The 23,157-nt window shown below is 62.1% G+C and carries 27 protein-coding genes; 14 read left to right on the plus strand and 13 right to left on the minus strand.

Features of this window, described 5'->3' with window-relative positions; all coding sequences use genetic code 11:
- Positions 1–12: 12 nt before the first annotated feature.
- The gene (locus Q8R73_RS09315) at positions 13–1,245 is read right to left on the minus strand and encodes a benzoate/H(+) symporter BenE family transporter (RefSeq protein ID WP_305719253.1); all 1,233 of its coding nucleotides are present in this window, start codon (positions 1,243–1,245) and stop codon (positions 13–15) included.
- Positions 1,246–1,487: 242 nt separating this feature from the next.
- On the opposite strand from Q8R73_RS09315, the gene Q8R73_RS09320 reads away from it, so the two are divergent.
- Positions 1,488–2,675, plus strand: coding sequence for a CaiB/BaiF CoA-transferase family protein (locus tag Q8R73_RS09320; RefSeq protein ID WP_305719254.1), 1,188 nt, complete (start codon positions 1,488–1,490; stop codon positions 2,673–2,675).
- 163 nt (positions 2,676–2,838) lie between these two features.
- On the opposite strand, the gene Q8R73_RS09325 is transcribed toward Q8R73_RS09320, so the two are convergent.
- From Q8R73_RS09325 to napE, 5 genes are read right to left on the minus strand one after another with little or no spacing between them, the layout of a single operon-like run.
- On the minus strand, positions 2,839–3,477 hold the full coding sequence (locus Q8R73_RS09325; protein ID WP_305719255.1) for a NapC/NirT family cytochrome c: 639 nt from the start codon (positions 3,475–3,477) through the stop codon (positions 2,839–2,841).
- A complete protein-coding gene (locus tag Q8R73_RS09330) occupies positions 3,474–3,944 on the minus strand; it encodes a nitrate reductase cytochrome c-type subunit (RefSeq protein ID WP_305719256.1) in 471 nt (156 codons plus the stop codon). The genes Q8R73_RS09325 and Q8R73_RS09330 overlap by 4 nt, the downstream gene beginning before the upstream one ends.
- On the minus strand, positions 3,941–6,454 hold the full coding sequence (napA, locus tag Q8R73_RS09335) for a nitrate reductase catalytic subunit NapA (protein ID WP_305719257.1): 2,514 nt from the start codon (positions 6,452–6,454) through the stop codon (positions 3,941–3,943). The genes Q8R73_RS09330 and napA overlap by 4 nt, the downstream gene beginning before the upstream one ends.
- 16 nt (positions 6,455–6,470) lie before the next feature.
- Positions 6,471–6,791 carry a chaperone NapD gene (locus Q8R73_RS09340; RefSeq protein ID WP_305719258.1) on the minus strand — a complete coding sequence of 107 codons (321 nt, stop codon included), beginning with the start codon at positions 6,789–6,791 and terminating at the stop codon, positions 6,471–6,473.
- A gap of 22 nt (positions 6,792–6,813) precedes the next feature.
- On the minus strand, positions 6,814–6,996 hold the full coding sequence (gene napE, locus Q8R73_RS09345) for a periplasmic nitrate reductase, NapE protein (RefSeq protein ID WP_305719259.1): 183 nt from the start codon (positions 6,994–6,996) through the stop codon (positions 6,814–6,816).
- Between the two features lie 243 nt (positions 6,997–7,239).
- On the opposite strand from napE, the gene Q8R73_RS09350 reads away from it, so the two are divergent.
- Complete coding sequence (locus tag Q8R73_RS09350) at positions 7,240–7,452, plus strand: DUF1858 domain-containing protein (RefSeq protein WP_305719260.1); 213 nt, start codon at positions 7,240–7,242, stop codon at positions 7,450–7,452.
- A 14-nt stretch (positions 7,453–7,466) separates the two neighbouring features.
- On the opposite strand, the gene Q8R73_RS09355 is transcribed toward Q8R73_RS09350, so the two are convergent.
- Entirely contained in the window at positions 7,467–8,165 is a 699-nt protein-coding gene (locus tag Q8R73_RS09355) for a Crp/Fnr family transcriptional regulator (RefSeq protein WP_305719261.1), read from the minus strand.
- 215 nt (positions 8,166–8,380) lie between these two features.
- Here Q8R73_RS09355 and Q8R73_RS09360 point away from each other — a divergent pair, with 215 nt between their 5' ends.
- Positions 8,381–9,556 (plus strand): NnrS family protein, encoded by a 1,176-nt coding sequence (locus Q8R73_RS09360; protein WP_371126066.1) that lies wholly within the window; start codon positions 8,381–8,383, stop codon positions 9,554–9,556.
- Between the two features lie 72 nt (positions 9,557–9,628).
- Here Q8R73_RS09360 and Q8R73_RS09365 read toward each other — a convergent pair whose 3' ends face one another.
- The 4 genes from Q8R73_RS09365 to fixL all read right to left on the minus strand — a co-directional run bounded on the left by Q8R73_RS09365 (position 9,629) and on the right by fixL (position 13,084).
- Positions 9,629–10,324: a helix-turn-helix domain-containing protein gene (locus tag Q8R73_RS09365; RefSeq protein ID WP_305719262.1), complete on the minus strand. Its 696-nt coding sequence runs from the start codon at positions 10,322–10,324 to the stop codon at positions 9,629–9,631.
- Between the two features lie 122 nt (positions 10,325–10,446).
- Complete coding sequence (locus tag Q8R73_RS09370) at positions 10,447–10,854, minus strand: response regulator transcription factor (protein ID WP_371126067.1); 408 nt, start codon at positions 10,852–10,854, stop codon at positions 10,447–10,449.
- A gap of 90 nt (positions 10,855–10,944) precedes the next feature.
- Positions 10,945–11,568, minus strand: a complete 624-nt coding sequence (gene fixJ / locus Q8R73_RS09375) for a response regulator FixJ (RefSeq protein WP_305719263.1) — start codon at positions 11,566–11,568, stop codon at positions 10,945–10,947.
- Positions 11,552–13,084 (minus strand): sensor protein FixL, encoded by a 1,533-nt coding sequence (gene fixL, locus Q8R73_RS09380; RefSeq protein ID WP_305719264.1) that lies wholly within the window; start codon positions 13,082–13,084, stop codon positions 11,552–11,554. The genes fixJ and fixL overlap by 17 nt, the downstream gene beginning before the upstream one ends.
- Before the next feature lie 446 nt (positions 13,085–13,530).
- On the opposite strand from fixL, the gene Q8R73_RS09385 reads away from it, so the two are divergent.
- Positions 13,531–13,974, plus strand: a complete 444-nt coding sequence (locus tag Q8R73_RS09385; protein WP_305719265.1) for an HPP family protein — start codon at positions 13,531–13,533, stop codon at positions 13,972–13,974.
- A 6-nt stretch (positions 13,975–13,980) separates the two neighbouring features.
- On the opposite strand, the gene Q8R73_RS09390 is transcribed toward Q8R73_RS09385, so the two are convergent.
- Both Q8R73_RS09390 and Q8R73_RS09395 read right to left on the minus strand, forming a co-directional pair.
- The gene (locus Q8R73_RS09390; protein WP_305719266.1) at positions 13,981–14,187 is read right to left on the minus strand and encodes a hypothetical protein; all 207 of its coding nucleotides are present in this window, start codon (positions 14,185–14,187) and stop codon (positions 13,981–13,983) included.
- 42 nt (positions 14,188–14,229) lie between these two features.
- Entirely contained in the window at positions 14,230–14,526 is a 297-nt protein-coding gene (locus Q8R73_RS09395; protein WP_305719325.1) for a cytochrome c, read from the minus strand.
- Positions 14,527–14,747: 221 nt separating this feature from the next.
- Between Q8R73_RS09395 and Q8R73_RS09400 the strand changes: the two genes are divergently transcribed.
- From Q8R73_RS09400 to Q8R73_RS09445, 10 genes are all read left to right on the plus strand, one after another.
- The gene (locus tag Q8R73_RS09400) at positions 14,748–15,467 is read left to right on the plus strand and encodes a Crp/Fnr family transcriptional regulator (RefSeq protein ID WP_305719267.1); all 720 of its coding nucleotides are present in this window, start codon (positions 14,748–14,750) and stop codon (positions 15,465–15,467) included.
- 94 nt (positions 15,468–15,561) lie between these two features.
- Entirely contained in the window at positions 15,562–15,702 is a 141-nt protein-coding gene (locus Q8R73_RS09405) for a hypothetical protein (protein ID WP_305719268.1), read from the plus strand.
- A 43-nt stretch (positions 15,703–15,745) separates the two neighbouring features.
- Positions 15,746–17,080: an oxygen-independent coproporphyrinogen III oxidase gene (gene hemN, locus Q8R73_RS09410; RefSeq protein ID WP_305719269.1), complete on the plus strand. Its 1,335-nt coding sequence runs from the start codon at positions 15,746–15,748 to the stop codon at positions 17,078–17,080.
- A gap of 85 nt (positions 17,081–17,165) precedes the next feature.
- A complete protein-coding gene (locus tag Q8R73_RS09415; protein ID WP_305719270.1) occupies positions 17,166–17,492 on the plus strand; it encodes a hypothetical protein in 327 nt (108 codons plus the stop codon).
- Between the two features lie 147 nt (positions 17,493–17,639).
- Positions 17,640–19,262 (plus strand): cytochrome-c oxidase, cbb3-type subunit I, encoded by a 1,623-nt coding sequence (gene ccoN / locus Q8R73_RS09420; protein ID WP_371126068.1) that lies wholly within the window; start codon positions 17,640–17,642, stop codon positions 19,260–19,262.
- An 11-nt stretch (positions 19,263–19,273) separates the two neighbouring features.
- Positions 19,274–20,008: a cytochrome-c oxidase, cbb3-type subunit II gene (gene ccoO / locus Q8R73_RS09425; RefSeq protein WP_305719272.1), complete on the plus strand. Its 735-nt coding sequence runs from the start codon at positions 19,274–19,276 to the stop codon at positions 20,006–20,008.
- A gap of 11 nt (positions 20,009–20,019) precedes the next feature.
- Positions 20,020–20,184 (plus strand): cbb3-type cytochrome c oxidase subunit 3, encoded by a 165-nt coding sequence (locus Q8R73_RS09430; RefSeq protein WP_305719273.1) that lies wholly within the window; start codon positions 20,020–20,022, stop codon positions 20,182–20,184.
- Positions 20,185–20,190: 6 nt separating this feature from the next.
- Positions 20,191–21,063: a cytochrome-c oxidase, cbb3-type subunit III gene (gene ccoP, locus Q8R73_RS09435; protein ID WP_305719274.1), complete on the plus strand. Its 873-nt coding sequence runs from the start codon at positions 20,191–20,193 to the stop codon at positions 21,061–21,063.
- A gap of 103 nt (positions 21,064–21,166) precedes the next feature.
- Complete coding sequence (gene ccoG / locus Q8R73_RS09440) at positions 21,167–22,627, plus strand: cytochrome c oxidase accessory protein CcoG (RefSeq protein WP_305719275.1); 1,461 nt, start codon at positions 21,167–21,169, stop codon at positions 22,625–22,627.
- A 17-nt stretch (positions 22,628–22,644) separates the two neighbouring features.
- Positions 22,645–23,145 carry a FixH family protein gene (locus Q8R73_RS09445; protein ID WP_305719276.1) on the plus strand — a complete coding sequence of 167 codons (501 nt, stop codon included), beginning with the start codon at positions 22,645–22,647 and terminating at the stop codon, positions 23,143–23,145.
- Positions 23,146–23,157 lie beyond the last annotated feature (12 nt).

A 23,157-nucleotide genomic window follows, 5' to 3' on the forward strand; every position in this document is an offset into this window, starting at 1 on the left:
GGTCGCCGGCGACTACGGTCTCGCCTCCGCTGCAAAATCCGGTCGTTCCAGCAGCCAGGAGATGGCGAAGCCGGCTACGAGACCCCAGAATGCGGCCCCGATATTCAATAGGGGCACGTCCGCGACGGTGACGAGGAAAGCTAGCAGCGCGCCGAGCGAGAAGCGCTCCTTGAACGCAGTGACGAAGGCCGTCTGCAGGACGCGCAGCATCGCGAGCCCCGCCAGGGCCATCACCAGCGACTTGGGTGAAACGAGCAGCAACCGTGTAAAGGTGGGCGCCAGCAGTCCGAACACCAGCGCCAGGCAGCCAACGAACATGGCGGCGCTGTACTGGCGCTTCTGATCGCCACTCGAGACCACAATGGCGTTGGTCGGCCCCGTCAGGCAGGAACTGACTCCGCCGACGACGGCACTGATCAACGAACCGATTCCACAGGCCATGGTCACGGCGTTCACCGGCGGCGCATGCCCTGCTGCCCGAAGCACGGCAAAGCCCTGGCCGTTCTGCACGACGAGGACCGTGATCGCGAGCGGCACGACAAGTTCGACCAAGGCCGCAATCGACCAGACTGGGGCCTGGATCACGGGTCGGATCAGTTCGAACTGAAGCGTTGCGGAGGCGTCGAACCGGCTGAAGATCATGGTTATCGATGCGCCGACCAGGAGCGCCCCGATGATAGGTGGAACGCGCCGACCAAGCCGCGGGACCGCTGACAGGACGAGCCAGGTCGCAACCATGGGCCCGACGATGAAAGTGTCAGCAAAGACCGCGCGGACGAGCTCGAGGCCGAAGCGCAGAAACACCCCGGCGACCATGCCCATCACGATCGGCATCGGAACGAGCAGCATGGCGCGCTTGACCCAGCCGCTCGCACCCAGCACCAGCATCAGCAGACCCGTGGCGTAGAAAGCGCCGACAGCCTCAGCAAATGTCAGATGGGTCAGCGACTGTCCAACCAGGACCGTCCCGGGAATAGTCCAGAAGAAAACGAGCGGCTGGCGATAGAGCCAGCTGAACAGGACCGTGATCAGGCCGTTGAAAAAGAAAACGCCGAAGATCCAGGACGCGATCTCTGTTTCGGTGAGCCCTCCGCTCGAGCCGACCGCCATAATGATCGCCACAGGCCCGGTCACCGCGAACAGCCAGCCGATGAAACCGTTCGATGCGTAGAGGAAGCCGAAATCCGAAAAAGTCTTCCGAGGACCCGGCGGTCGTTCAGTCGGTCGTTCGATCTGTATGACCATCAGGGAGGCGGACGCCAAGCTTCCGAAGTCTGGGGACATTGATCCGGTTTGAACCGAATCGGAGGATGCCTCATCCCCCTATCACGTTCAACATGGCACCGGCGAAAATCGAGTGATGCGTTTACGTCATCGGGGCGAACCAATCGGCAGGTCACTTCTGATGGCAAAGGGCTGGTATCGGTTACCATCTTGCTGCGGAAGCCATTCCCTGTAATCTGACGGAAACATAAGGGAAAAGATCGATGGGGGGTGTTCTGGAGGGCGTGCGTGTCCTGGATTTTGGGCGCTATATCGCGGGTCCGTATTGCGCGACATTGCTGGCCGAGTTTGGCGCCGAGGTCATTCGCGTGGAAAAGCGCGACGGCAGCGAAGATCGCTTTGTGGCGCCGGTCGGCGAGGGTGGTGAGGGTGCGCTGTTTCTGCAGATCAACCGGAACAAGAAGTGCATCACGCTCGATCCGATGAAGCCGGCGGGACAGGAGGTGATGCGTCGGCTGGTTACGACTGCCGACGTGGTTGTCGCGAACCTGCCGCCGCAGACCTTGCGCGCGATGAAACTCGATTATGAGTCATTGAAAGCGATCAAGCCCGACATCATCCTGACGACGGCAACTGCGTTCGGTGGGCCGGGGCCCTGGTCCGACCGCGTCGGCTTCGACGGCGTCGGGCAGGTCATGTCCGGTTCGGTGTACATGACCGGCGTCGGTGATCCGCCTTACCGCGCCGCCGTGAACTGGGTTGATTTCGGAACCGCGCTGCATTGCGCGTTCGGGACGCTCGCAGCCCTGATTGAGCGCGGCAAATCCGGGCGCGGGCAGATCGTCGAGGGCGCGTTGCTTGCAACCGCTTTGTCTTTCACCAACGCAACGCTGATCGAGCAGGCAGTGATCAAGGCGAATCGCGTCCCGACCGGCAATCTCGGCCAGACCGCCGCGCCGGCCGATATTTACCGCACCCGCGACGGCTGGGTGCTGTGCCAAGTCACGGGTCATCCGCTGTTCATTCGCTGGGCCAGGTTGTTGGGCGAGGAGGAGCAGTGGCTCAGCGATCCCCGCTTTGCGGACGATATCAAGCGCGGCGATAACGGCCCTGTCATCAGCGAACGGATGGCACGCTGGTGCGCGGAGCGCACTACCCAGCAGGCCGTCGACACGCTGGGCGGAGCCATGATTCCGGCCGGACCGGTGCTCAGCCCGCAACAGGCGCTGGATCATCCGCACATCCGCGCCGCCGGCTTCATGCAGGATGTCGATTATCCGGGCTTGCCGACACCCGCACCGGTCGCACGAGCCGCCGTCCGGCTGTCGGAAACACCGGGCGAAATCGTGTCGCGCCCGCCGATGCTTGGCGAGCATACCGATCTTGTCCTGGCCGATCTCGGCTATGATGCGGCTGCGATTGCGGCGCTTCGGCAAGGCGGCATCATTTAGCGGCCATCCGGATTTTCGCGTGGGATTTCGAGGCCCTCGATGATTGTGGCCGACGCCTTCAACCCGCGATGCACCGGCCGGGACGCATCGGCGGGTTGCGGGAATTGCTTGAACGTCTGCTCTACCCGCAGGACTGGTGTCCTGCCGGCGGCTTGATTTTGACCTACTGCCAGCCCGGAACGCCCTTCATGTCGGGCAGTTGGTGGGCGATGCCCTTGTGGCAGTCGATGCAGGTCTTTTCGCCGGTGAACAGGAAGCGCTGATGCGCGACCGAGGCGCGCGGCGACTGCTTGGTGATGTCCATCGATTCGGCACTGTGGCAGTTACGGCATTCCAGCGAATCATTGGCCTTCAACCGCGCCCATTCGTGCAGCGCCAGTTCGAGCCGGTGGTCCTGGAATTTTTCGCGGGTATTGATGGTGCCGAACAGATGGCCCCAGACCTCCTTGGAGGCCTGCATCTTGCGCGCGATCTTGTCGGTCCAGTTGTGCGGGACGTGGCAATCCGGACAACTGGCGCGGACCCCGGATGGGTTGGAGAAATGCACGGTGGTCTTCAGTTCGGCGAACACGTTGTCCTTCATCTCGTGGCAGCCGGTGCAGAATTTTTCGGTGTTGGTGATTTCCAGCGCGGTGTTGAAGCCGCCCCAGAAAATGATTCCGGCGACGAAGCCGGCGAACACCAGCACGCCGAGCCCGAACACCGAACTCGGCCGGCGCAGCACGTCCCACAATTCGACGATGAAATTCCACAAACGTGCCAGCCAGGATCGGCGGGGGGATGCCGGATCGGCCGTGCTCATCGCTGGCCTCCCGGCGCCGTGCGGCCGATCAGGGTGTCGATGTCGACGAAGTCATTGGTGATCGGCGCCTTCACCACGTTCTGCGGCACGTGGCACGAGGTGCAGAAGTAGCGACGTGGCGACACCGAAGCCAGGAACTGGCCGTCACGGTCCATGAAGTGGGTGATCGAAACCATCGGAGCCTGCGATTCGCCGGTGCGGGCGCGGGCGTGACAGGACATGCATTTGTTGCCGTTGATGTCGATCTGATAACCCTCGATCGAATGCGGGATCACCGGCGGCTGTTCCGGATAGTTTCGCACCTCTTTCTCCGAGGTGTTGCGCATCGGCGTCATCGGAGGGGCAGGTCCCTCCTCGTTGAGCGGAGTCGGGCCGCGCAGGCCCGAATTGAGCGATTGCGCCAGCAGCGACCCCGATCCGGCCGCCAGCGCGATGAGTAGCACGAGAACGGAGGATTTCCGGATCATGTCGAACTCACCTTTTCGATGCGCACGGCGCATTTCTTGTAATCGGTCTGCAACGAAATCGGATCGGTGGCATCCAGCGTCACCTTGTTGATGAGCTGCGCCTCGTCGAACCACGGCACGAACACCAGCCCGCGCGGGGTCTTGTTGCGGCCGCGGGTCTCCACCCGGGTGCGAATGAAGCCGCGGCGCGACTGCACCTTGACCTCGTCGCCGCGCCGCAGCTTCAGCTCGGCGGCGTCGTCGGGATGCATGAAGCACACCGCCTCCGGGAACGCCTTGTAAAGTTCGGGGACGCGGCGCGTCATGGTGCCGGAATGCCAGTGCTCCAGCACGCGGCCGGTCGAAAGCCAGAACGGGTATTCGCTGTCGGGTGATTCGGCCGCCGGTTCGAACGGCAGGGCGAAGATCCGTGCCTTGCCGTCCGCGTGCCCGTAGAACTGCACGCCGGCCCCGGCCTTGACATAGGGGTCCAGGCCTTCGCGAAACCGCCATCTGGTTTCCTGGCCGTTGACGACCGGCCAGCGCAATCCGCGCTCGCGATGATAGGTCTCGAACGGCGCCAGGTCATGGGCATGGCCGCGGCCAAAGCCGGCATATTCCTCGAACAGGCCCTTGTGCACGTAGAAGCCGAACGCCTTCGACTCGTCGTTGGCGTAGCCGGCTTCGATGTCGGACAGCGGAAACTTGTCGACCTGGCCGTTCCTGAACAGCACGTCGAACAGCGTCTTGCCGCGGTATTCCGGCTTCTTGGCGATCAGCGCTTCCGGCCACACTTCCTCGATCTTGAAGCGTTTTGAGAACTCCATCAATTGCCAGAGGTCCGAACGGGACTCGCCGGGTGCGGTGACCATCTGGTGCCAGAACTGGGTGCGACGCTCGGCATTGCCGTAGGCGCCTTCCTTTTCCACCCACATCGCGGTGGGCAGGATCAGATCGGCGGCGAGCGCCGTTACCGACGGATAGGCATCGGACACCACGATGAAGTTTTCCGGATTGCGGAAGCCCGGATAGGTCTCCTCGTTGGCGTTGGGGCCGGCCTGCAGATTGTTGTTGACCTGAACCCAGTAGGCGTTGAGCAGGCCGTCCTTCAGCATCCGGCTCTGCAGCACGGCATGATAGCCCGGCTTGTCGGGGATGGTGCCCTCCGGCAGCTTCCAGATCTTCTCGGCGATGTCGCGATGCGCCTTGTTGGTCACCACCATGTCGGCGGGGAGGCGATGCGAGAAGGTGCCGACCTCGCGCGCGGTGCCGCAGGCCGAGGGCTGGCCGGTCAGCGAGAACGGGCTGTTGCCGGGCTCGGAGATTTTCCCGGTCAGCAGGTGGATGTTGTAGACGAGATTGTTGCACCAGACGCCGCGGGTGTGCTGGTTGAAGCCCATGGTCCAGAAACTGGTGACCTTGATCTTGGGATCGGCGTAGAGCTCGGCCAGCGCCTCAAGGCGGTTGACCGGCACGCCCGACATCTCCGCCGCCTTCTCCAGCGTGTAGTCGGCGACGAACTTCGCGAATTCGTCGAAGCTCATGTCGGTGGAGTCGTTGGCCTTGGCGGCGCCGGTTGCCTTCTTCTGCAGCGGATGTTCCGGCCGCAGGCCGTAACCGATGTCGGTTTGGCCGCGCTTGAAGGTGGTGTGCGCGGCGACGAAGGCCGTGTTGACCCGGCCGGTCTTGATGATGTGGTTGGCGATGGCGTTGAGGATGTAGAGGTCGGTCTGCGGCTTGAAGATCATGCCGATGTCGGCGAGGTCGAACGAGCGGTGCTCGAAGGTAGACAGCACGGCGACGCGGACATGCGACGCCGAAAGCCTGCGATCGGTCACCCGGGTCCACAGGATGGGATGCATCTCGGCCATGTTCGAGCCCCACAGCACGAATGCATCCGCCGCTTCGATGTCGTCATAGCAGCCCATCGGCTCGTCGATGCCGAAGGTGCGCATCATGCCGGCCACGGCCGAGGCCATGCAGTGCCGCGCATTGGGATCGATATTGTTGGTGCGGAAGCCGGCCTTGAACAGCTTGACGGCGGCATAGCCCTCCCAGATCGTCCATTGGCCGGAACCGAACATGCCGACCCCGCTGGGGCCGCGCTTCTTCAGCGCCGCCTTGTATTTCTCCGCCATGATGTCGAAGGCCTCATCCCACGACACCGGCGTGAACTCGCCGTTCTTGTCGTATTTGCCGGCTGTCTTGCGCAGCATGGGCTGGGTCAACCGGTCGTGGCCGTACATGATCTTGGACAGGAAATAGCCCTTGACGCAGTTGAGCCCGCGATTGACCTCGGACTTGATGTCGCCATGGGTCGCGACCACGCGATTGTCCTTGGTCGCCACCATGACGCTGCAGCCGGTGCCGCAGAACCGGCACGCCGCCTTGTCCCATTTCAACTCGCTGGTGGCGCGGTCGGTGACGACGTTCGCCGCCAGCGTCGGCGTGGCCATGCCCCCCGCCAGCGCCGCCATCGCGGCAGCCTCCAGCTTCAGAACCTGGCGGCGGTCGAGTTTGGGTGCGGTCATGACAATTCTCCCGACGTCAGCTTGCGTCGATGGCGTGAAAGACGAGCGAGGCGGTGTAGACGTCGGGCAGCAGCGCGATCGTGTTGAGCGTCGATCCGAGCGCGCCCGCATCGGCCGCATCGACCACGACGACCAGCTTTCCCTTGGGATCGCGGCCGTAGATCTCGCAGCCTTCCAGGGCCACGATGGAAGTTTCCACTTCGGAGAGGCGTTCCGGCCGCGCCTGGACCAGAATGCTGGCGATCTCGCCGCCGGGCGGCGCGACAACTTGATCCGCTTTGAGCAGGCGACCCGTGATGAGGGCCCGACGATCGATCGCGATGTGAGGTCTGGCCACGGTGGTTCCTTGAAAGTTGCAGTTAGCGCGGGGGAGGGCCGGGGGGGCCGGCCAGCATCTGGTAGACCCAGACGGCAAGTCCGTAGCTGCCGACGGTCGCTACCGCGAACGCCGGCATCAGCACTGCCGTCAGGAACAGAAACGCAAAGATTTCCATGCGCCGACGGCGCGGCCGTCCACCCGTGTCGTTGCCAGCGGCCGACATGTTGCGTGTCTCATTTGAAATGTGATGATCGGCGACATCAGGGTCGCCACCTTGGATCAGTCTCGAACTTCGACGCACTGAGCTCCTTGATCTGAATCAATTCAGCATGGGTTGTTCGCTTTGGCAATGACCGCGCCGGTCTCAGGTTACCAGCGGCAGCGGCAAAAGCTTCCCTGGAACAACCAGCGGTGCAGTTTGCGCCTCAACAAAGAATCACGTGGCCATGCGGCTTAAGATGACAGCATGAAACAGAGCCTGCCCACGCCCGACATGACGGTCGACCAGGTGATGAGCCGCTGGCCGGACTCGATACGGGTATTCATGGATTTCAAAATGGGCTGCGTGGGCTGCCCGATCGCGACCTTCCATTCGGTCGGCGAAGCGAGCCGCGAGCACGAGATCGACCCCGTGACATTCCTGCTAGCCCTGAAGGGCTGCGTCCGAATCGGAACCTGATCTGTTTGTCGATCTCATCTTCCCCGGCCTTCGGCGACCCCGAACAGTCGGTGAGGGTCGCGCAGCACGATGCGTTGCCGTCCGCCCTCGACCAGGCCCTGTTGTTCCCATGCGCTGAGAATGCGGCTCACGGTATGCAGGGTCGTGCCGGTCATCTCGGCAACGTCCTGCCGGCTGATCGGAAAATCGATCTCGACGCCTTGATCGACCTTGCGGCCGGCCTGCTTGGCCAGGCGCAACAGCGCATGCGCGACGCGCTGCTCGACCTGTTGGCTGGACATTTCGAGGACGCGGGCCTGGGTATCCTGCAATCGGCTGCCGACGGTCTGCAGCGCGCCGGCGGCAAGTGCAGGGAATTGTGTGATCAACTGGGGCCACAGGGTCGATGGCCACGACAACGCCACGCTGTCGACGGCCGCAATCGCGGTTGCCGGGTAATGCTTCAGCCCCATCGCCTGCGCGACCCCGAACAATTCCCCCGCGGAGACGTAGCGAACCACGATCTGCTGCCCTTGCGGTGTGGTCTTTTCAACCCGCAGATGGCCGTGCAGCAAGACGAAGAATGAATGCGCTTCCGTGCCCTGGCCGAATACGCTGGTGTCTTTTCGATATCTGACCGATCGGGCGCCACGCAGGATGACATCGAGATCCTCGGCGCTCAAGCCTGCGAAGATCGGGACACTTGCAACGATTGAACGGTCGAGAGAGGCCATGGAGTGTTCCGGATGCGCAATTGCGGACCGCCGTCCGCCGACGTTTGGCGCGACCGCCTGTTCGGCCGCCCTATATCGCGACAATCGACCGGCAGCTTGCGCTAAAGCAAGGTCCCCCAGGCGATTGCGGATTAGACGGCGCGCACGTGGCCATGGCAATGACGGTGGCGCGACGGCGGCCCGTGAACGTGGGAAGCCAAAGCAGGAGCCAGATCATGTCAATTCCGCGTTTGAGGGATTACCGGGGGCCTGCCTTGTTCTCCTACGGCTTCCGGCCGTTCTTTTTCTTCGGATCCGTCTATGCCGGCGCCATCATCCTGGTGTGGCTGCCGGTGTTTTACGGCCAGCTGTTCCTCGCTAGCGCGTTTTCGCCCCGGGACTGGCATGTCCATGAGATGTTGTTTGGATACATCGCGGCTGTCATTGCCGGTTTCCTGCTGACGGCGGTACCGAACTGGACGGGAAGACTGCCGTTGCAGGGCAGGCCGCTGATGCTGCTGTTCTCGACCTGGGTCGCTGGACGCATTGCGGTCAGCATCTCTGCCTGGATTGGCTGGGCGCCGGCCGCGGCGATCGATTCGGTGTTTCTCATCCTGCTTGCGGCATCCGCGGCGCGCGAGATCATTGCGGGCAAGAAGTGGGGCAATCTCATGATTGTCATCATTATCAGCCTGCTCGCCGCCGGCAATCTGGCGTTTCATCTGGAAGCGCATTTTTCCGGACTGGCTGATTACACCGCCCGTGGCGGCATCGCCGTGGTGATTACCCTGATCGCGCTGATCGGCGGGCGGATTGTTCCGAGCTTTACCCGAAACTGGCTGGCAAAGCAGCCGCCCGGCCGGATGCCCGCGCCGTTCGGCCGCTTCGACGCGGCGACCGTCGGCGCGAGCGGGCTCGTTCTCCTGTTCTGGGTGGTGCGGCCGCAGGACCGGATCACCGGCGGACTGTTGCTGCTGTGCGGCGGCATGCACCTGATCCGGTTGGTACGCTGGAGCGGATACCGCACATTCGCGGATCGTCTGGTGTTGATCCTGCATATCGCCTACGCCTTCGTCCCGGCGGGCTTCATTCTCTCGGCGCTCGGCGCCTTCGACCTCGTCGCCCCCAGCGCCGGGATCCACGCATGGACGGGTGGAGCGATCGGCACCATGACGCTTGCCGTGATGAGCCGGGCAACGCTCGGTCACACCGGGCAGCGGCTCGAAGCTTCGCCTGCCACGCAACTCATCTACGCTGCAGTGATTGTCGCTGCCATCGCGCGGGTTTGCGCCGCGCTGGAAACCGACCATGCGGGTCTGCTGCTGGCGGTTTCCGGTATCGCCTGGGCTATGGCGTTTCTCGGATTTGCCGCGGCTTACTCTGCGGCATTCTGGTCGCTACGCCGGCCATGAGCCGACGGCAAGTCGTGACTCAAGTCACCATGGCCGCAGTGATCATGGCGGCGAATGGCCTGGCCATCGGCCTCAAGCGTCCATATCTGCGAGCCGCTGGCGGTTGCGAAGCACGATCTGACGGGCGCTCGAAAACACCAGCACGCCCTGATCGTTGAGCTGCGACAGCGCCCGCGACACGGTTTCGAGGGTCAGGCCGAGATAATCTCCGATATCGCGGCGGCACATCGGCAATGCCATCATGCCGGTCTTGGCCAGCCTGCGGTCCATTTCCAGCAGGAACGTGGCAACCTTTTCTATCGCGGTCTTGCGGCCAAGCAGCAGCATATGATCTTCCGCGTGGCGAAGGTCAGCGGCGGTCATGGTCCAGAGATTATGCGCGACCCTGACGTCGGATCCGGCCGCTGTCTCCAGGCTGCGCCGCTTCACCAGGCGGACGGTGGTATCGGAGATCGCTTCGGCAGTCAGGCGATGAGCGGAACCGGGATCGAGGCCGAAAACGTCGCCAGGCAAATGGAAGGCGCCGATCTGGCGTCGTCCGTCGTTCAACAGCTTGTAGGTGCGAACCGCCCCGCGGATCACCTGGTAGACGTATTCCGATGGCTCGCCTTCTCCATAGATTTCCTCGTCCTTGCCGTAGGAAAATTCGGTGGCGATTGCGCCCGAGCAACTGGCGATGATGCTGAACTGGTCGGCCGAGGGGGAAACCGGGGCGCGCGGCGCGCTGAGAACCTGGGCTGATGCCGTGGTGATCGTCTGGGGTTGCATGTCGCCATCTCCTCGTTGCGGGATGGCTTGGTCTATCCGAGACGATTGTTCCCCGAAATTTAGGTCGATATCCTAGGGGGATCCACCTAAGGGGTTTTACGGAGGCAATCTGCCGGGTGTTTTCAGGGCCGGTTCGCCGCCTGGCCCGATTGGATGGCGTTTCGCACGCATTCCACCAGGCCGCCCTCGAGATTGGGCTTGAGGAGGACATGAAGCACTCCGGCGGAGCTTGCCTTCGCCGCGATGGTCTCGTCGGGATAGCCCGTAATCATGACAATCGGGGTGCCGACGTCGAGACCACGCAGCCTCTCGACCAACTCCAGCCCGTCAATTCCCGCCATTTTGTAATCCACAATGAGGCAATCCGCGCTGCCCCGGATCGAAGAGTTCAACAACGCGGACCCGCTGCGGAAGGTGCGAACCTCGAACCCCTCCGTCTCCAGGAAAAATCGCAACGACCTGACGACGTCGTAGTCGTCGTCGACGACGTAGACCATCGATTTTTTGGTCGGCAGGCCGGTCTCGGCCAAGCTCGCCGACATCTGATGGGCATCTCTCATGCCGCGCAGGATAGATACTCCCGCTCCATCCGAATTGACTTGGCTCAATTTTCGATTGACTTAATTTTCGATCATTCCGGCCCGGATCGCAAACCGGACCAGTTCCGAGAGGTTGCCCGCCTGCATCTTGGTCATGACGTTGGCCCGATAGACTTCAACCGTGCGCGGGCTGATGTCGTATTCCCTGGCGATCGCCTTGTTCGATTGGCCGCTCACCAGGCCCTGCATCACCTGGCGTTCGCGCTGGGTCAAGGAACCGACCCGCGCGGCCATTTCGGCCGTGAGTGCCTCGCTCTTCGAGCAACCATCGTTCTTCGAGAGGGCGATCTCGATCATACCGATCAGCCTGTCATCCTCGAAAGGTTTTTCGAGAAAGTCGAGTGCGCCAAGCTTCATGGCTTCGACGGCGAGGGGCACGTCGCCATGGCCTGTCATGACGATCACCGGAAGCTTCCGGTCCCCGGAGGCCGGATTGAGTCGACGCAGCAATTCCATGCCGTCCATGCCCGGCATCCGGATATCCGTCACCACACAGCCGGCCTCCAGCCCCGGAAGCTCGTCCAGAAAAATCTGTGCGGAATCGAACAGGCGCACGCTGAAGCCGGCCGAGCCCAGCAGGAAATCCAGCGAGTCGCGCATCGCGGGGTCGTCATCGATGACATAGACCTTAGCGCTCTGCGACATCGCTCGCATCCCTTGCAGAGGCAGCGGGCAAGGTGAAGCGGAACGCCGCACCATTGGCTGCATTTGTCTCGGCCCACATCCGGCCGCCATGGTTTTCGATGATCGTTCGGCTGATCGAGAGGCCGACACCCATGCCGGTTTCCTTGGTCGTGTAGAACGGCTGAAACAGGTTCGCCTGGGCATCGGGGCCAAATCCATGCCCGGTATCCGAGACGGCAATTTCAATCATATCGTCGGCTGCCTTGGCATTCGTGATGATCAGTTCGCGGTAGGTCGAACCGACCATCGCTTCCAGCGCATTGCGGAAGAGATTGACCAGGACCTGCTGGATCTGGACCCTGTCGGCGAGCACCTGGTCGCAGGCCGGATCGAGCTTGAAACGCAGGATGACCCCTTGCTCGCGGGCGCCGGTGAGACCGAGCGCGCCGGCTTCCTCGATCAGCTTCGAAAGACTCTCGACGTGCTTCTCCGAAGCTTCTCGCGCCACGAAATTGCGCAACCGCCTGATGATGTCACCGGCGCGGATGGCCTGCTCCGCCGCGCGATCGAGCGCTGCCCCGATCTTCGGCGCGTTGACGTCGGTGCTTGCCGCAAGCAGGCGGCGCGATCCCTTCATGTAATTGCTGATGGCCGAAAGCGGCTGATTGAGTTCGTGCGCCAGCGCAGAAGCCATTTCTCCCATCGCACTGAGCCGCGACACGTGAACGAGCTCGGACTGCAGCTCCTGCAGTCGTGCCTGAGTCTGCTGGTGCTCGGTGAGGTCGCGGACAAAACCCGTAAAGTGGGGCCGGCCGCTCGATTCCATCTCGCCGATCGTGAGGTGCATGGGAAATGTGGTGCCGTCCTTGCGCATCCCGGTCACGATGCGGCCGATGCCGATGATGCGCCGTTCGCCTGTCTTTAGATAGCGGGCGAGGTACCCGTCATGGCGGCTGCGATCGGGCTCCGGCATCAGTTGGCTGATGTTCCTTCCGATCGCCTCGGATTCGGTGTACCCAAACTGGCGCTTGGCGGCAATGCTGAAGAACTGGATGATGCCATTTTGGTCGATCACGATCATGGCGTCGGGGACCGTATCCAGAATCGAGCGAAATATTCGCTCACGTGTCCTCAACTCATCCTCAAGGCGCTTCTCGCGGTCGATGTCGATCATGACGCCGCTCAGTCGGACAGGACCGCCATCGGCGCCGGCCACGATCGTGCCGAGCGCACGCACCCAATGACCAGCATCCGAATGCCGGTGCACGCGGTACTGAACGTCGAAATTACAGCCGGTTTCGACCGATTGCCGCATGGCCTCCGCGGTGCGATCACGGTCCTGCAAATCGAGCAGGGAAAGAAAGATATCGTAATCGATCGGCGTGTCCGGTGAGATGCCGAAAAGCTCCCTCGTGCTGTTGGACCAGGTCAATTGCCGGGTCGAAAACTCGAAATCCCAGGTTCCGACGCCGGATCCGTTGCGCGCGTTCTGGTCGAGCGGATCAGGGCTGCGAAACGGTCGAACGGCGTCAATCATGTTCCGTTTTCTCGGCTCTCGATATGCGCCGATATGCATCCTATCGGGGCCGCAAATAGGCAGCGCAACCCGTTACTAGCGCGTAGCTCATTGAGATAAAAGACAATATCCACGAATTTCGCTCGCCGCCATATCCGGAAAATCCGGCGCGCGCCGCCGGCGAAGGCGCCCCTCGTCTTGATCTAGGTCAGGTTCGATCCCGGAATCGCCTCTTAAGATGCAGTTTCATCCTCAGGCAGCCCATATGGCATTTGAATCCGAGGATTTGGAGCCAAAGCGGCATGGAGCAGGAATATGGATTACGAAACCGTCATCTTTCCGCTCGCAGCCCGATGGTCCGATTTCCGAAGCGTTCTTTGGACTTGGAACGATATGCGGGAAGCCGGAACGACAGTCCGCGCGACCGGGTTGCCTCGGTAGAGAATCGATAATGACAAGGAACCGCCGTGCATAAATTCCTCGAGGCGACTGCCGGACAGTTCATGACGCGCACGGTAAAGACCGTGACGCGAGACACGACCATGCGCGAGCTCAAGCAGAAGTTCGATGATGGCGATTTCAACTGCTTCCCGGTTCGTGAAAACGGCGAAGTGGTGGGCTTGGTGACCAAGTTCGACTTCTTGAAGTGCTTCGCCTTCAACCCCGGCCGGATGGTGCCGGGTTATGATGGACTGCTGTCGAAGACGGTCGCGGATGTCATGACGCCGGAGTTCATTTATGTCGATCCGACGACCAAGCTGACGCGGGTGCTGCAGCTGATGGTAGACCACCGGATGAAGAGCATGCCCGTGCTGGATAGTGGACAGCGGTTGGCGGGGATCATCGCGCGCGAGGACGTGATGCGAGCGCTGCAGGAGTGCACCGCGCAGGATATCCCTGTTCGTCGGTGACGGGGACTAGGTGAAAACGGCTTCCTCGTGGATCTGCTCACGGTCTTCATCGATGACCCGGATCGATAGCCGGGGTCTGACATCGGGTTCCAGGCACCGCAGGTCAGCAGCCAGATATTTCGCGTACATGACGGCCTCCGAAGCCAGCGCGAAGTTGCGACCCACCTCGTCGCGGATGGGAAGGCTGTCGCTTGTGTCGAAATAGAATCGCATGGGTTTTCCAGTTCGCTGAGCCAATTGGCGGTTAGCGGGCGCCTATTCGAGGGTCTTCAGATAAGCCAGCAGGTCGTGAATCTGGTCGGGATCAAGGCGGAACTCAGGCATGGTCGGATGGCCGGTCTGGATGCCTTCGGCAAGCGACTCCGCCAGGGATTCGATGGGATAGCGCTTGTGCAGCTCCCGGAACGGCGGCGCGATCGGCAGCGGACTTGGGCTCACCCGATCGATGGCGTGACACCTCGCGCAATTGGTCAGCGCGAAGGTCTTGCCGCGCTGCTCGTCAGGTGAAATCGCCAAGGCCGGTGTCACGGCTGGCGTCAGAGTGATGAGCATAAGCGCCAGCGGCGCCAGAATTCGTCCAATCATGGCAGCATCAACTCCGAAGCAGAATTCCAAGCATGCTCGCAGCATGAAGCTTTTATCGCCGTCCCGTTTGATCTGGATCAACCGGTCGCGGGTGGGCCAACTAGAATGGACAGGTCTCACCGGGTCCATGAGCAGCAGCGATGACCGGGAGATGCAGTGGCCTGTCGTCGGCCGAACGGGCAGAGGCAATGATCCGAACCATCGCTCCCACTCCCAACCGTGCGCTTTCCGGCCGCTGCTCGGCATGCGCCGTCCGATCGCTCAGCATCTGCGGCGCCCTCGACCAGGCCGACCTTATCGAATTCGAACGGATCGCCCGTCAGGTTCATTTGACCCACAATGAGGCGATTTTCACCGCGGGGCAGGCCGCTACTTCCGTCCACAACGTGACCGCGGGTGTGGCGCGCCTGTACAAGCTGTTGCCCGATGGCAGGCGACAGGTGATCGGCTTTGCGCTGCCGGGAGATTTTCTCGGCGCGATGCCCTCGGACCGCTACAGCTTCTCGGCGGACGCGATCGAAGCCGTTTCGGTGTGCCGCTTGTCCGCGGAATCCTTCGCGCAGTTCATCGAACACCGTCCGCATTTCCTGCGCCGGATCAACGAATTCGCGGCGCGTGAGCTGATGCTGGCGCAGGAGCAAATGCTTTTGCTGGGACGACGGACCGCCGAGGAGAAGGTCGCGGCCTTTCTCGTCGGCTGGCGGGCGCGGCTGGCAAATATCGGCGACCAGCAGCACACCATCGCGTTGCCGATGAGCCGGCAGGATATCGCGGATTATCTGGGGCTGACGATTGAAACGGTGAGCCGAACATTGACCCGGTTCGAGCGCGAAAAGATGCTGGTCATCGTCTCCGGCGGCGTTCGGTTGCTGGACGCGAAACGCGCCGAGGCCATGGCCGGGGTGTGACGGATTTTGCGAGAGCGGGTCCTGTTCGATTGATTCAGGTCAAAGTCCTGTCGGTGCAAGGCAGGCAACGTACCTTCTTCACAGGAGGTTGGCCATGCTGGTCGATTCGATGCTGGTTGCCGCAGGTGTAGCCGCGATGTTCGTCGTCCTTGCTGCCGTGCGGGCAGGGGAAGATTTTCAGATCCGTCCGAAGCAATCCGCCCGCCAGTCCCACGCCAGCCGCAGGTCGTTCTGATCCCGGCAATTTCGCCGATGCGCCGGCGCAAGAAAGCCCTGCCGTGAACGATATCCTTCGCCATTACGCCAGACTGCAACTGCCGCGCTACACGTCCTATCCGACGGCCGCCGAATTTACGCCCTCGGTGGCGGTGGCCGACCAGCGGCGGTGGTTACGGGATCTGGATACGACCGAGGCGGTTTCGGTCTATCTGCACGTGCCGTATTGCCGCGATCTCTGCCTGTATTGCGGCTGCAACACCAAGAAAGCGCTGCGTGACGACGTCATCGACAACTATCGCCAGGCGCTCGAGCGTGAAATCGCGCTGGTCGGCGACGCCCTGTCGGGACCGGTCCGAATCGCCCGGCTGCACTGGGGCGGCGGAACACCGAGCATTCTGGGGGCGGACGGGCTCGCATCGGTGATGCGGGGCCTGCGCAGCCGCTTCGCCTTTGAAGAAGGCTTCGAGCACGCCATCGAGCTTGATCCGAGATATGTGACGGTCTCGCTGGTCACCGGCTTGACGGAATTGGGCGTCAACCGGGTCAGCCTCGGCGTGCAGGACGTCAATCCGCTGGTCCAGGCCGCTATCGGTCGTTGGCAGCCTATGCAGGATGTCGAGACGGCGGTGACCCGGCTGCGGGCGGCGGGTATCCGCAATCTGAATTTCGACCTGATCTACGGATTGCCGTTGCAGACCGTCGCCTCGCTCCGCAAGACCTGCGAGATCGTCGCTGCGATCTCGCCCGACCGTATCGCCTGCTACGGCTATGCCCACATGCCCCGCCTCAAGGCCAACCAACGGCGCATCGATGAGAACACGCTGCCGGGGGTGGAGGAACGCATCGATCAGGCTGCAGCCATCGCCGGGGAATTCCTGCGCCGCGGTTTCGTGAAGATCGGCATCGATCATTTTGCCAGACCCGACGATTCATTGACCCGCGCGGCAATGGCGGGGCGGCTTCATCGCAATTTCCAGGGATATACCGACGATGCGAGGGAGACCCTGATCGGCTTCGGAGCATCTTCGATTTCCAGGTTTGGCGACGGCTACGTTCAGAATATCTCCGATGTTCCGAGCTACGTTCGCGCGATTTCAAACGGTCAGCTTGCGCCGTCGCGCGGTTGCCGGCTTGACGCAGCTGAAAAACAGCGCGCCCGCACCATCGAGAGCCTGATGTGCACGTTTCAGGCCGATCTCGATGTCACCGCGCCGGATCTGGAATTCTGCGAAGAGCTTTCGCTGCTGCAGCCATTGGTCGATGACGGCCTGCTCCGCATCGAGGGGCGGGTGGTAACGGCCACCGATCCCGGCCGGTCGGTGGTGCGGGTCATTGCGGCGGCATTCGACCCTCACACCCGCACCGACCCGGGCCGCTTCAGCCGGGCGGTCTGACGGGCACCAGCGGTTGATCCACGTCAAGACGCTCATCGCCGGAACGGGCTCATGCTGCCGGCATAACTCTTGAGACCTCACTGTGATGCATGTTTCCGGCGAAAGAGCCCGGTTGCCGCAAGCCAGCGCTTTGGCTGGCCTGATGAGGGCAATTGTCGCCATCTTCACGAAGAATGAGTTGCGAGGGGTGAATCGCGACAGGTTTCAGAAGATTGCGCAGGATTTGAACCTGTCGCCCCCGGACCTTTACGAGCTCTTGACGGGGCGTCGGCTATCAGCCGGCGCGCTGGAAAAGCGTCTGGCGGCGGATCTCGAACGATCTCCGCAGCTTGGGAGCCGGCTGCGCGCGATCCAGGAGCATCGCTCGGCCAGCATTCGGGCGTCCTTGCCGATCGGTCCCCCTTGTTGCTGAACGTGTCCCCCGACTTATACCCAAAAGTTCCGTGAATCAGCCGGAATTTGACTTCGATCAAATCCAGCTTGCCACATGTGTGTTCATTCGAACCGGCATTTGCAGAAGAGAAGCCCGAGCATGAACCAGTCTCAAACCGCAAAATCGATGACCCACGGCGAGGCCGGTCTCACGACGGTTTTTGCCGTGTCCGCGTTGGTCTGCCTCTTCGCCGCCGCCAAGGCGCTGGATTCCGCTTTCGCCTTTCACGCATCGCTGGCGTCCGCCGCCAGCCTGTGGGCCCTCTTCGCGATCGTAAACCGCTACCAGGACCGCCCTGCGGCGCTGCCGCCGCAGGAAATCAACGGCCGGCCCAACTACAATATGGGCCCGATCAAGTTTGCCGCCGTGGCGTCGGTGTTCTGGGGCATTGCCGGTTTTGCCGTCGGGCTAATCATCGCCTGCCAGCTGGCGTGGCCGGCGCTCAACTTCGACCTGGCATGGATCAGCTTCGGTCGGCTCAGGCCGCTGCATACGTCAGCCGTGATCTTCGCGTTCGGCGGCAATGTGCTGATCGCGACCTCGTTCTATGTGGTGCAGAAGACCTGCCGGGCCCGGCTCGCCGGCGACCTCGCGCCGTGGTTTGTCGTGCTCGGCTATAATTTCTTCATCCTGATCGCGGGTACCGGCTACCTGCTCGGCGTCACCCAGTCCAAGGAATACGCCGAACCGGAATGGTATGCCGATCACTGGCTGACCATCGTCTGGGTCGTATATCTGCTGGTGTTCCTGATGACGCTGGTCAAGCGCAAGGAACCGCACATCTTCGTCGCCAACTGGTTCTATCTGGCCTTCATCGTCACCATCGCCGTGCTGCATCTCGGCAACAACCCCGCACTGCCGGTGTCGGTGTTCGGCTCCAAGTCCTATATCGCCTGGGGCGGCGTGCAGGATGCGATGTTCCAGTGGTGGTACGGACACAACGCGGTCGGATTCTTCCTGACCGCCGGCTTCCTCGCGATCATGTACTACTTCATCCCGAAACGCGCCGAGCGGCCGATCTATTCCTACCGCCTGTCGATCATCCACTTCTGGGCGCTGATCTTCCTCTATATCTGGGCGGGCCCGCATCACCTGCACTATACGGCGTTGCCGGACTGGGCGCAGACCTTGGGCATGACCTTCTCCATCATGCTGTGGATGCCGTCATGGGGCGGCATGATCAACGGCCTGATGACGCTGTCGGGCGCCTGGGACAAGCTTCGCACCGATCCCGTGCTGCGCATGCTCGTGGTGTCCGTCGCTTTCTACGGCATGTCGACCTTCGAAGGTCCGCTGATGTCGATCAAGGTTGTGAATTCGCTCAGCCACTACACCGACTGGACCATCGGTCACGTCCACGCCGGTGCGCTGGGATGGGTCGGATTCGTTTCGTTCGGCGCGCTGTATTGCCTGGTTCCCTGGTTGTGGGAGCGCAAGGGACTTTACAGCCTCAAGCTCGTCAACTGGCATTTCTGGATCGCGACAATCGGTATCGTCCTCTACATCTCCGCGATGTGGGTGTCCGGAATTCTGCAGGGTCTGATGTGGCGGGCCTACACCTCGCTCGGCTTCCTCGAATACTCCTTCATCGAGACCGTCGAAGCGATGCACCCGTTCTACATCATCCGAGCCGCAGGCGGCGGCCTGTTCCTGATCGGGTCGCTGATCATGGCCTACAATCTCTGGATGACAGTGCGCGTCGGCGAGGCGGAAGTGCAGGCACCGGCCGCCCTTCAGCCGGCGGAATGAGGAACGATAAAATGTCTTTCTGGACGCGGCATCAAATCTTCGAAAAGAACTCGATCGTCCTGATCGCCGGGATTCTCGTGGTCGTCGCGATCGGCGGTCTGGTCGAGATTACCCCGCTGTTCTATCTGAAGAGCACGATCGAGAAAGTCGACGGCATCCGGCCGTACACGCCGCTGGAACTGACCGGCCGCAACGTCTACGTCCGCGAGGGCTGCTATCTCTGCCACTCGCAGATGATCCGCCCGTTGCGCGACGAGGTCGAGCGCTACGGGCACTTCTCGCTGGCGGCCGAGAGCATGTACGACCACCCGTTCCAGTGGGGTTCGAAGCGGACCGGGCCGGATCTGGCGCGCGTCGGTGCCAAATATTCCGACGAGTGGCATGTCACGCATCTGGTCAATCCGCGCTCCATCGTGCCGCAATCGGTGATGCCCGGCTACCCGTTCCTGGCCCAAACCGAAGTCGACGTCGCCGGGATGGCGGACCATCTGCGCACCAGCCGCATGGTCGGCGTGCCCTATTCGGATGACCAGATAGCCAATGCCGTTGCCGATCTGAAGGCGCAGGCCGATCCCGACAATCCCGGGGTGGATGCCTTTACCAAGCGCTATCCGAAGGCGGTGGCGCGCAACTTCGACGGTAAGGGCGGCATTCCGACCGAGATGGACGCGCTGGTCGCCTACCTGCAGATGCTCGGCACGCTGGTCGATTTCAAGCTTTACAACGAAAAAGCAAATCTCCGCTGAGAAGGCATACGATGAAAGCTATCCTAACGGTCCAGAACATCACCTCGGAATTCGTCACGAGTTTCTGGACGCCGATCTTCGTCGGAATATTCATCGCAATCGTTACGTACGCCCTTTGGCCCCGCAACCAGGCCACTTTCGACGAGGCGTCGAGAATGCCGTTGCGGGAGGAATGAGCAATCATGGCTGAGCACAACGACATCGACCAGATCACCGGCACGTCGACCACAGGCCACCAGTGGGACGGCATCAAGGAGCTGAACACCCCGCTGCCGCGCTGGTGGGTCATTACCTTCTACATCACCATCGTCTGGGCGTTCGGATACTGGATCGTGTATCCGGCATGGCCGATGCTGTGGAGCCACACCACCGGCATCCTGCAGTATTCGTCCCGCGCCGACGTCGCCGTCGAACTCGCCAATCTGGAAAAGATCCGCGGCGACAAGATGGTGAAGCTCGGGGCGGCGCCGCTGGCGGAGATCCAGAAAGACCCGGCGCTGCTGGCGCTGGCGCGCGCCCGAGGCAAGACGGTGTTCGGCGATAACTGCGCGCCGTGCCACGGCAGCGGCGGCGCAGGCGCCAAGGGATATCCCAACCTGAACGACGACGAATGGCTGTGGGGCGGTTCGCTCGACCAGATCCTGCAGTCGATCCAGTTCGGGATTCGCTCGGGCCATGCGAAAGGCCACGAAAGCGCCATGCTCGCCTTCGGCAAGGAGGGCGTCCTGAAGAAGGATCAGATCGTCACCGTCGCCAACTACGTCCGCTCGCTGTCGGGACTGTCCACCGCCAAGGAATACAATGCGGCGGAAGGCGGCAAGATCTTTGCGGAGAACTGCGCTGCCTGTCACGGCGACGCCGGCAAGGGCAATCAGGAACTCGGCGCCCCCGACCTCACCGACAAGATCTGGCTCTACGGTTCCGACCAGGCCACCCTGGTCGAAACCATCGGTAACGGTCGGGCCGGGGTCATGCCGGCCTGGGTGGAGCGTCTCGATCCCTCCACCATCAAGGCGCTGGCGGTCTACGTCCATTCGCTCGGCGGAGGCAAGTAGCGCGGTTGCGGATAGGGGAACCCCGGGTCCTGTTTGAGGTGGATCAACTGCGCTTCTGAAGGTTGGGCTAGGCTCGCTTGCAAATGCGAGATCAATCCCTCCAATGAACAAATCCGTACCGATCGAGCTGAAAATCGATGACGATGGGCCGCTTTACGTTGCCCAGAAGAAAATCTATCCGCAGAGCGTCAAAGGCACCTTCCGTCGCATCAAATGGGGCCTGATGGCGTTCTGCCTCGGGGTCTACTATTTGTTGCCCTTCGTGCGCTGGAACCGCGGAATCGGTGCGCCCGACCAGGCGGTGCTGGTCGATCTGCCCAACAGCCGCTTCTATTTCTTCTTCATCGAGTTGTGGCCGCAGGAGGTCTACTATTTCACCGGGCTGCTGATCGTCGCCGCACTGACCCTGTTCCTGATGAATTCGGTGGGCGGCCGGATCTGGTGCGGCTATCTCTGCCCGCAAACCGTGTGGACCGACCTGTTCTACGCCGTCGAGCGCTGGGTCGAGGGCGACCGCCGCGAGCGCATGCGCAAGGACGCGGCGAGCGGCACCCGAAAGCTGCGGCGCTTCGGGGAGATCGCGCTGAAGCACTTTCTCTGGCTGATGATCGCCTGGTGGACCGGCGGCGCCTGGGTGCTTTATTTCAACGACGCCCCCACCCTGGTGAAGCAGCTCGTCACCTTCCAGGCTCCGATGCTGGCCTATATCTGGATCGGAATCCTGACCGCAACGACCTACGTGCTCGCCGGCTTCATGCGCGAGCAGGTCTGCGTGTACATGTGCCCTTGGCCGCGGATTCAGGCTGCCCTGACCGACGAATGGGCACTCAACGTCACCTACAAATACGATCGCGGCGAGACGCGCACCTCGCTGAAGAAGGCGAACGAACTGCGGGCGTCGGGCAAAGTCGCCGGCGACTGCATCGATTGCTATCAATGCGTCGCGGTCTGTCCGACCGGCATCGACATCCGCGACGGTTCGCAGCTCGACTGTATCCAGTGCGGCCTCTGCATCGACGCCTGCGATACCGTGATGACGAAAATCGGCAGGGAAACCCGCCTGATCGGCTACGACAACGACATCAACATCCAGCGTCGCCAGACCGGCAAGCCGCCGATCTACCGCATCGTGCGACCCCGCACCGTGGTCTATTCCGCCCTGATCGCGTGCGTTGGCGCGATCATGCTGTACGCGCTGCTGACGCGCTCGCTGCTCGACATCAATGTGTTGCACGACCGCAATCCCGTCGCGGTGAAACTGAGCGACGGATCGATCCGCAACGCCTATACCGTCCGCCTGCTGAACAAGCGGGGCTTCGACCGGGTCATCGCGATCGACATCGACGGCCCGGTCAACGCGTCGGTCCATATCGTCGGCGTCGATTCCGTGACGCCCGATCGTCCCATGATCGTGCTCGGACGGGACCAGACCACCGAACTGCGGGTGCTGGTAACCGCGTCCGCCGAGCAAAACTCCGGGAAATCGATTCCGGTACGATTCCGGGTCACCGATATCGGGCTCGGCGAGGTGACGTCGGCGACCGACAACTTCGTTTCACCATGAGCGCACAGGAGTCCCGCATGAATCGCCCGCCCGTTTCCCCAAAACCGCTGACCGGAGGCAAGGTGCTCGCGATGCTGCTCGCCTTCTTCGGCGTCGTGATCGGGGTCAACATGATCATGATGAGGCTCGCGATCCAGACCATGCCGGGGACTGAGGTCGACAGCGCCTATGCGGCGAGCCTCGCCTACGAGAAGGAAATTGCGATCGCCCACGACCAGAACGCGCGAAACTGGAAGGTCGACGCCCATATCGAGCGCGGCGCCGATGGCGGCGCGACATTGCGGGTGGAAGCGCGGGACAATGACGGCAAGCCGATGTCGGGTCTCAAGTTTCAGGGCCGGTTCGAACGTCCGACCGACCGGCGCGCCGATCTGCCTGTGGAACTGGCGGAGATGGGAATCGGCATCTATCGCGGCAACGCGCCGCTGATCGCCGCCGGACAATGGGATCTGGTCATCGAGGGCGCCTCGGCAGGGCGGCGGATGTTCCTGTCGAAGAACCGTGTCGTGCTGAATTAAGGAAGACCACAT

Source organism: Bradyrhizobium sp., from assembly GCF_030697065.1.
In the GTDB taxonomy this organism is placed as follows: domain Bacteria; phylum Pseudomonadota; class Alphaproteobacteria; order Rhizobiales; family Xanthobacteraceae; genus Bradyrhizobium.

What these genes read in the sequence shown, in the direction of transcription:
- Q8R73_RS09315 (WP_305719253.1), bottom strand. Translation starts at nt 1,245, where the DNA reads ATGGTCATACAGATCGAACGACCGACTGAACGACCGCCGGGTCCTCGG.
- Q8R73_RS09320 (WP_305719254.1), top strand. Translation starts at nt 1,488, where the DNA reads ATGGGGGGTGTTCTGGAGGGCGTGCGTGTCCTGGATTTTGGGCGCTAT.
- Q8R73_RS09325 (WP_305719255.1), bottom strand. Translation starts at nt 3,477, where the DNA reads ATGAGCACGGCCGATCCGGCATCCCCCCGCCGATCCTGGCTGGCACGT.
- Q8R73_RS09330 (WP_305719256.1), bottom strand. Translation starts at nt 3,944, where the DNA reads ATGATCCGGAAATCCTCCGTTCTCGTGCTACTCATCGCGCTGGCGGCC.
- napA (WP_305719257.1), bottom strand. Translation starts at nt 6,454, where the DNA reads ATGACCGCACCCAAACTCGACCGCCGCCAGGTTCTGAAGCTGGAGGCT.
- napE (WP_305719259.1), bottom strand. Translation starts at nt 6,996, where the DNA reads ATGTCGGCCGCTGGCAACGACACGGGTGGACGGCCGCGCCGTCGGCGC.
- Q8R73_RS09350 (WP_305719260.1), top strand. Translation starts at nt 7,240, where the DNA reads ATGAAACAGAGCCTGCCCACGCCCGACATGACGGTCGACCAGGTGATG.
- Q8R73_RS09355 (WP_305719261.1), bottom strand. Translation starts at nt 8,165, where the DNA reads ATGGCCTCTCTCGACCGTTCAATCGTTGCAAGTGTCCCGATCTTCGCA.
- Q8R73_RS09360 (WP_371126066.1), top strand. Translation starts at nt 8,381, where the DNA reads ATGTCAATTCCGCGTTTGAGGGATTACCGGGGGCCTGCCTTGTTCTCC.
- Q8R73_RS09365 (WP_305719262.1), bottom strand. Translation starts at nt 10,324, where the DNA reads ATGCAACCCCAGACGATCACCACGGCATCAGCCCAGGTTCTCAGCGCG.
- fixJ (WP_305719263.1), bottom strand. Translation starts at nt 11,568, where the DNA reads ATGTCGCAGAGCGCTAAGGTCTATGTCATCGATGACGACCCCGCGATG.
- fixL (WP_305719264.1), bottom strand. Translation starts at nt 13,084, where the DNA reads ATGATTGACGCCGTTCGACCGTTTCGCAGCCCTGATCCGCTCGACCAG.
- Q8R73_RS09390 (WP_305719266.1), bottom strand. Translation starts at nt 14,187, where the DNA reads ATGCGATTCTATTTCGACACAAGCGACAGCCTTCCCATCCGCGACGAG.
- Q8R73_RS09395 (WP_305719325.1), bottom strand. Translation starts at nt 14,526, where the DNA reads ATGCTCATCACTCTGACGCCAGCCGTGACACCGGCCTTGGCGATTTCA.
- Q8R73_RS09400 (WP_305719267.1), top strand. Translation starts at nt 14,748, where the DNA reads ATGATCCGAACCATCGCTCCCACTCCCAACCGTGCGCTTTCCGGCCGC.
- Q8R73_RS09405 (WP_305719268.1), top strand. Translation starts at nt 15,562, where the DNA reads ATGCTGGTCGATTCGATGCTGGTTGCCGCAGGTGTAGCCGCGATGTTC.
- Q8R73_RS09415 (WP_305719270.1), top strand. Translation starts at nt 17,166, where the DNA reads ATGCATGTTTCCGGCGAAAGAGCCCGGTTGCCGCAAGCCAGCGCTTTG.
- ccoN (WP_371126068.1), top strand. Translation starts at nt 17,640, where the DNA reads ATGACCCACGGCGAGGCCGGTCTCACGACGGTTTTTGCCGTGTCCGCG.
- ccoO (WP_305719272.1), top strand. Translation starts at nt 19,274, where the DNA reads ATGTCTTTCTGGACGCGGCATCAAATCTTCGAAAAGAACTCGATCGTC.
- Q8R73_RS09430 (WP_305719273.1), top strand. Translation starts at nt 20,020, where the DNA reads ATGAAAGCTATCCTAACGGTCCAGAACATCACCTCGGAATTCGTCACG.
- ccoP (WP_305719274.1), top strand. Translation starts at nt 20,191, where the DNA reads ATGGCTGAGCACAACGACATCGACCAGATCACCGGCACGTCGACCACA.
- ccoG (WP_305719275.1), top strand. Translation starts at nt 21,167, where the DNA reads ATGAACAAATCCGTACCGATCGAGCTGAAAATCGATGACGATGGGCCG.
- Q8R73_RS09445 (WP_305719276.1), top strand. Translation starts at nt 22,645, where the DNA reads ATGAATCGCCCGCCCGTTTCCCCAAAACCGCTGACCGGAGGCAAGGTG.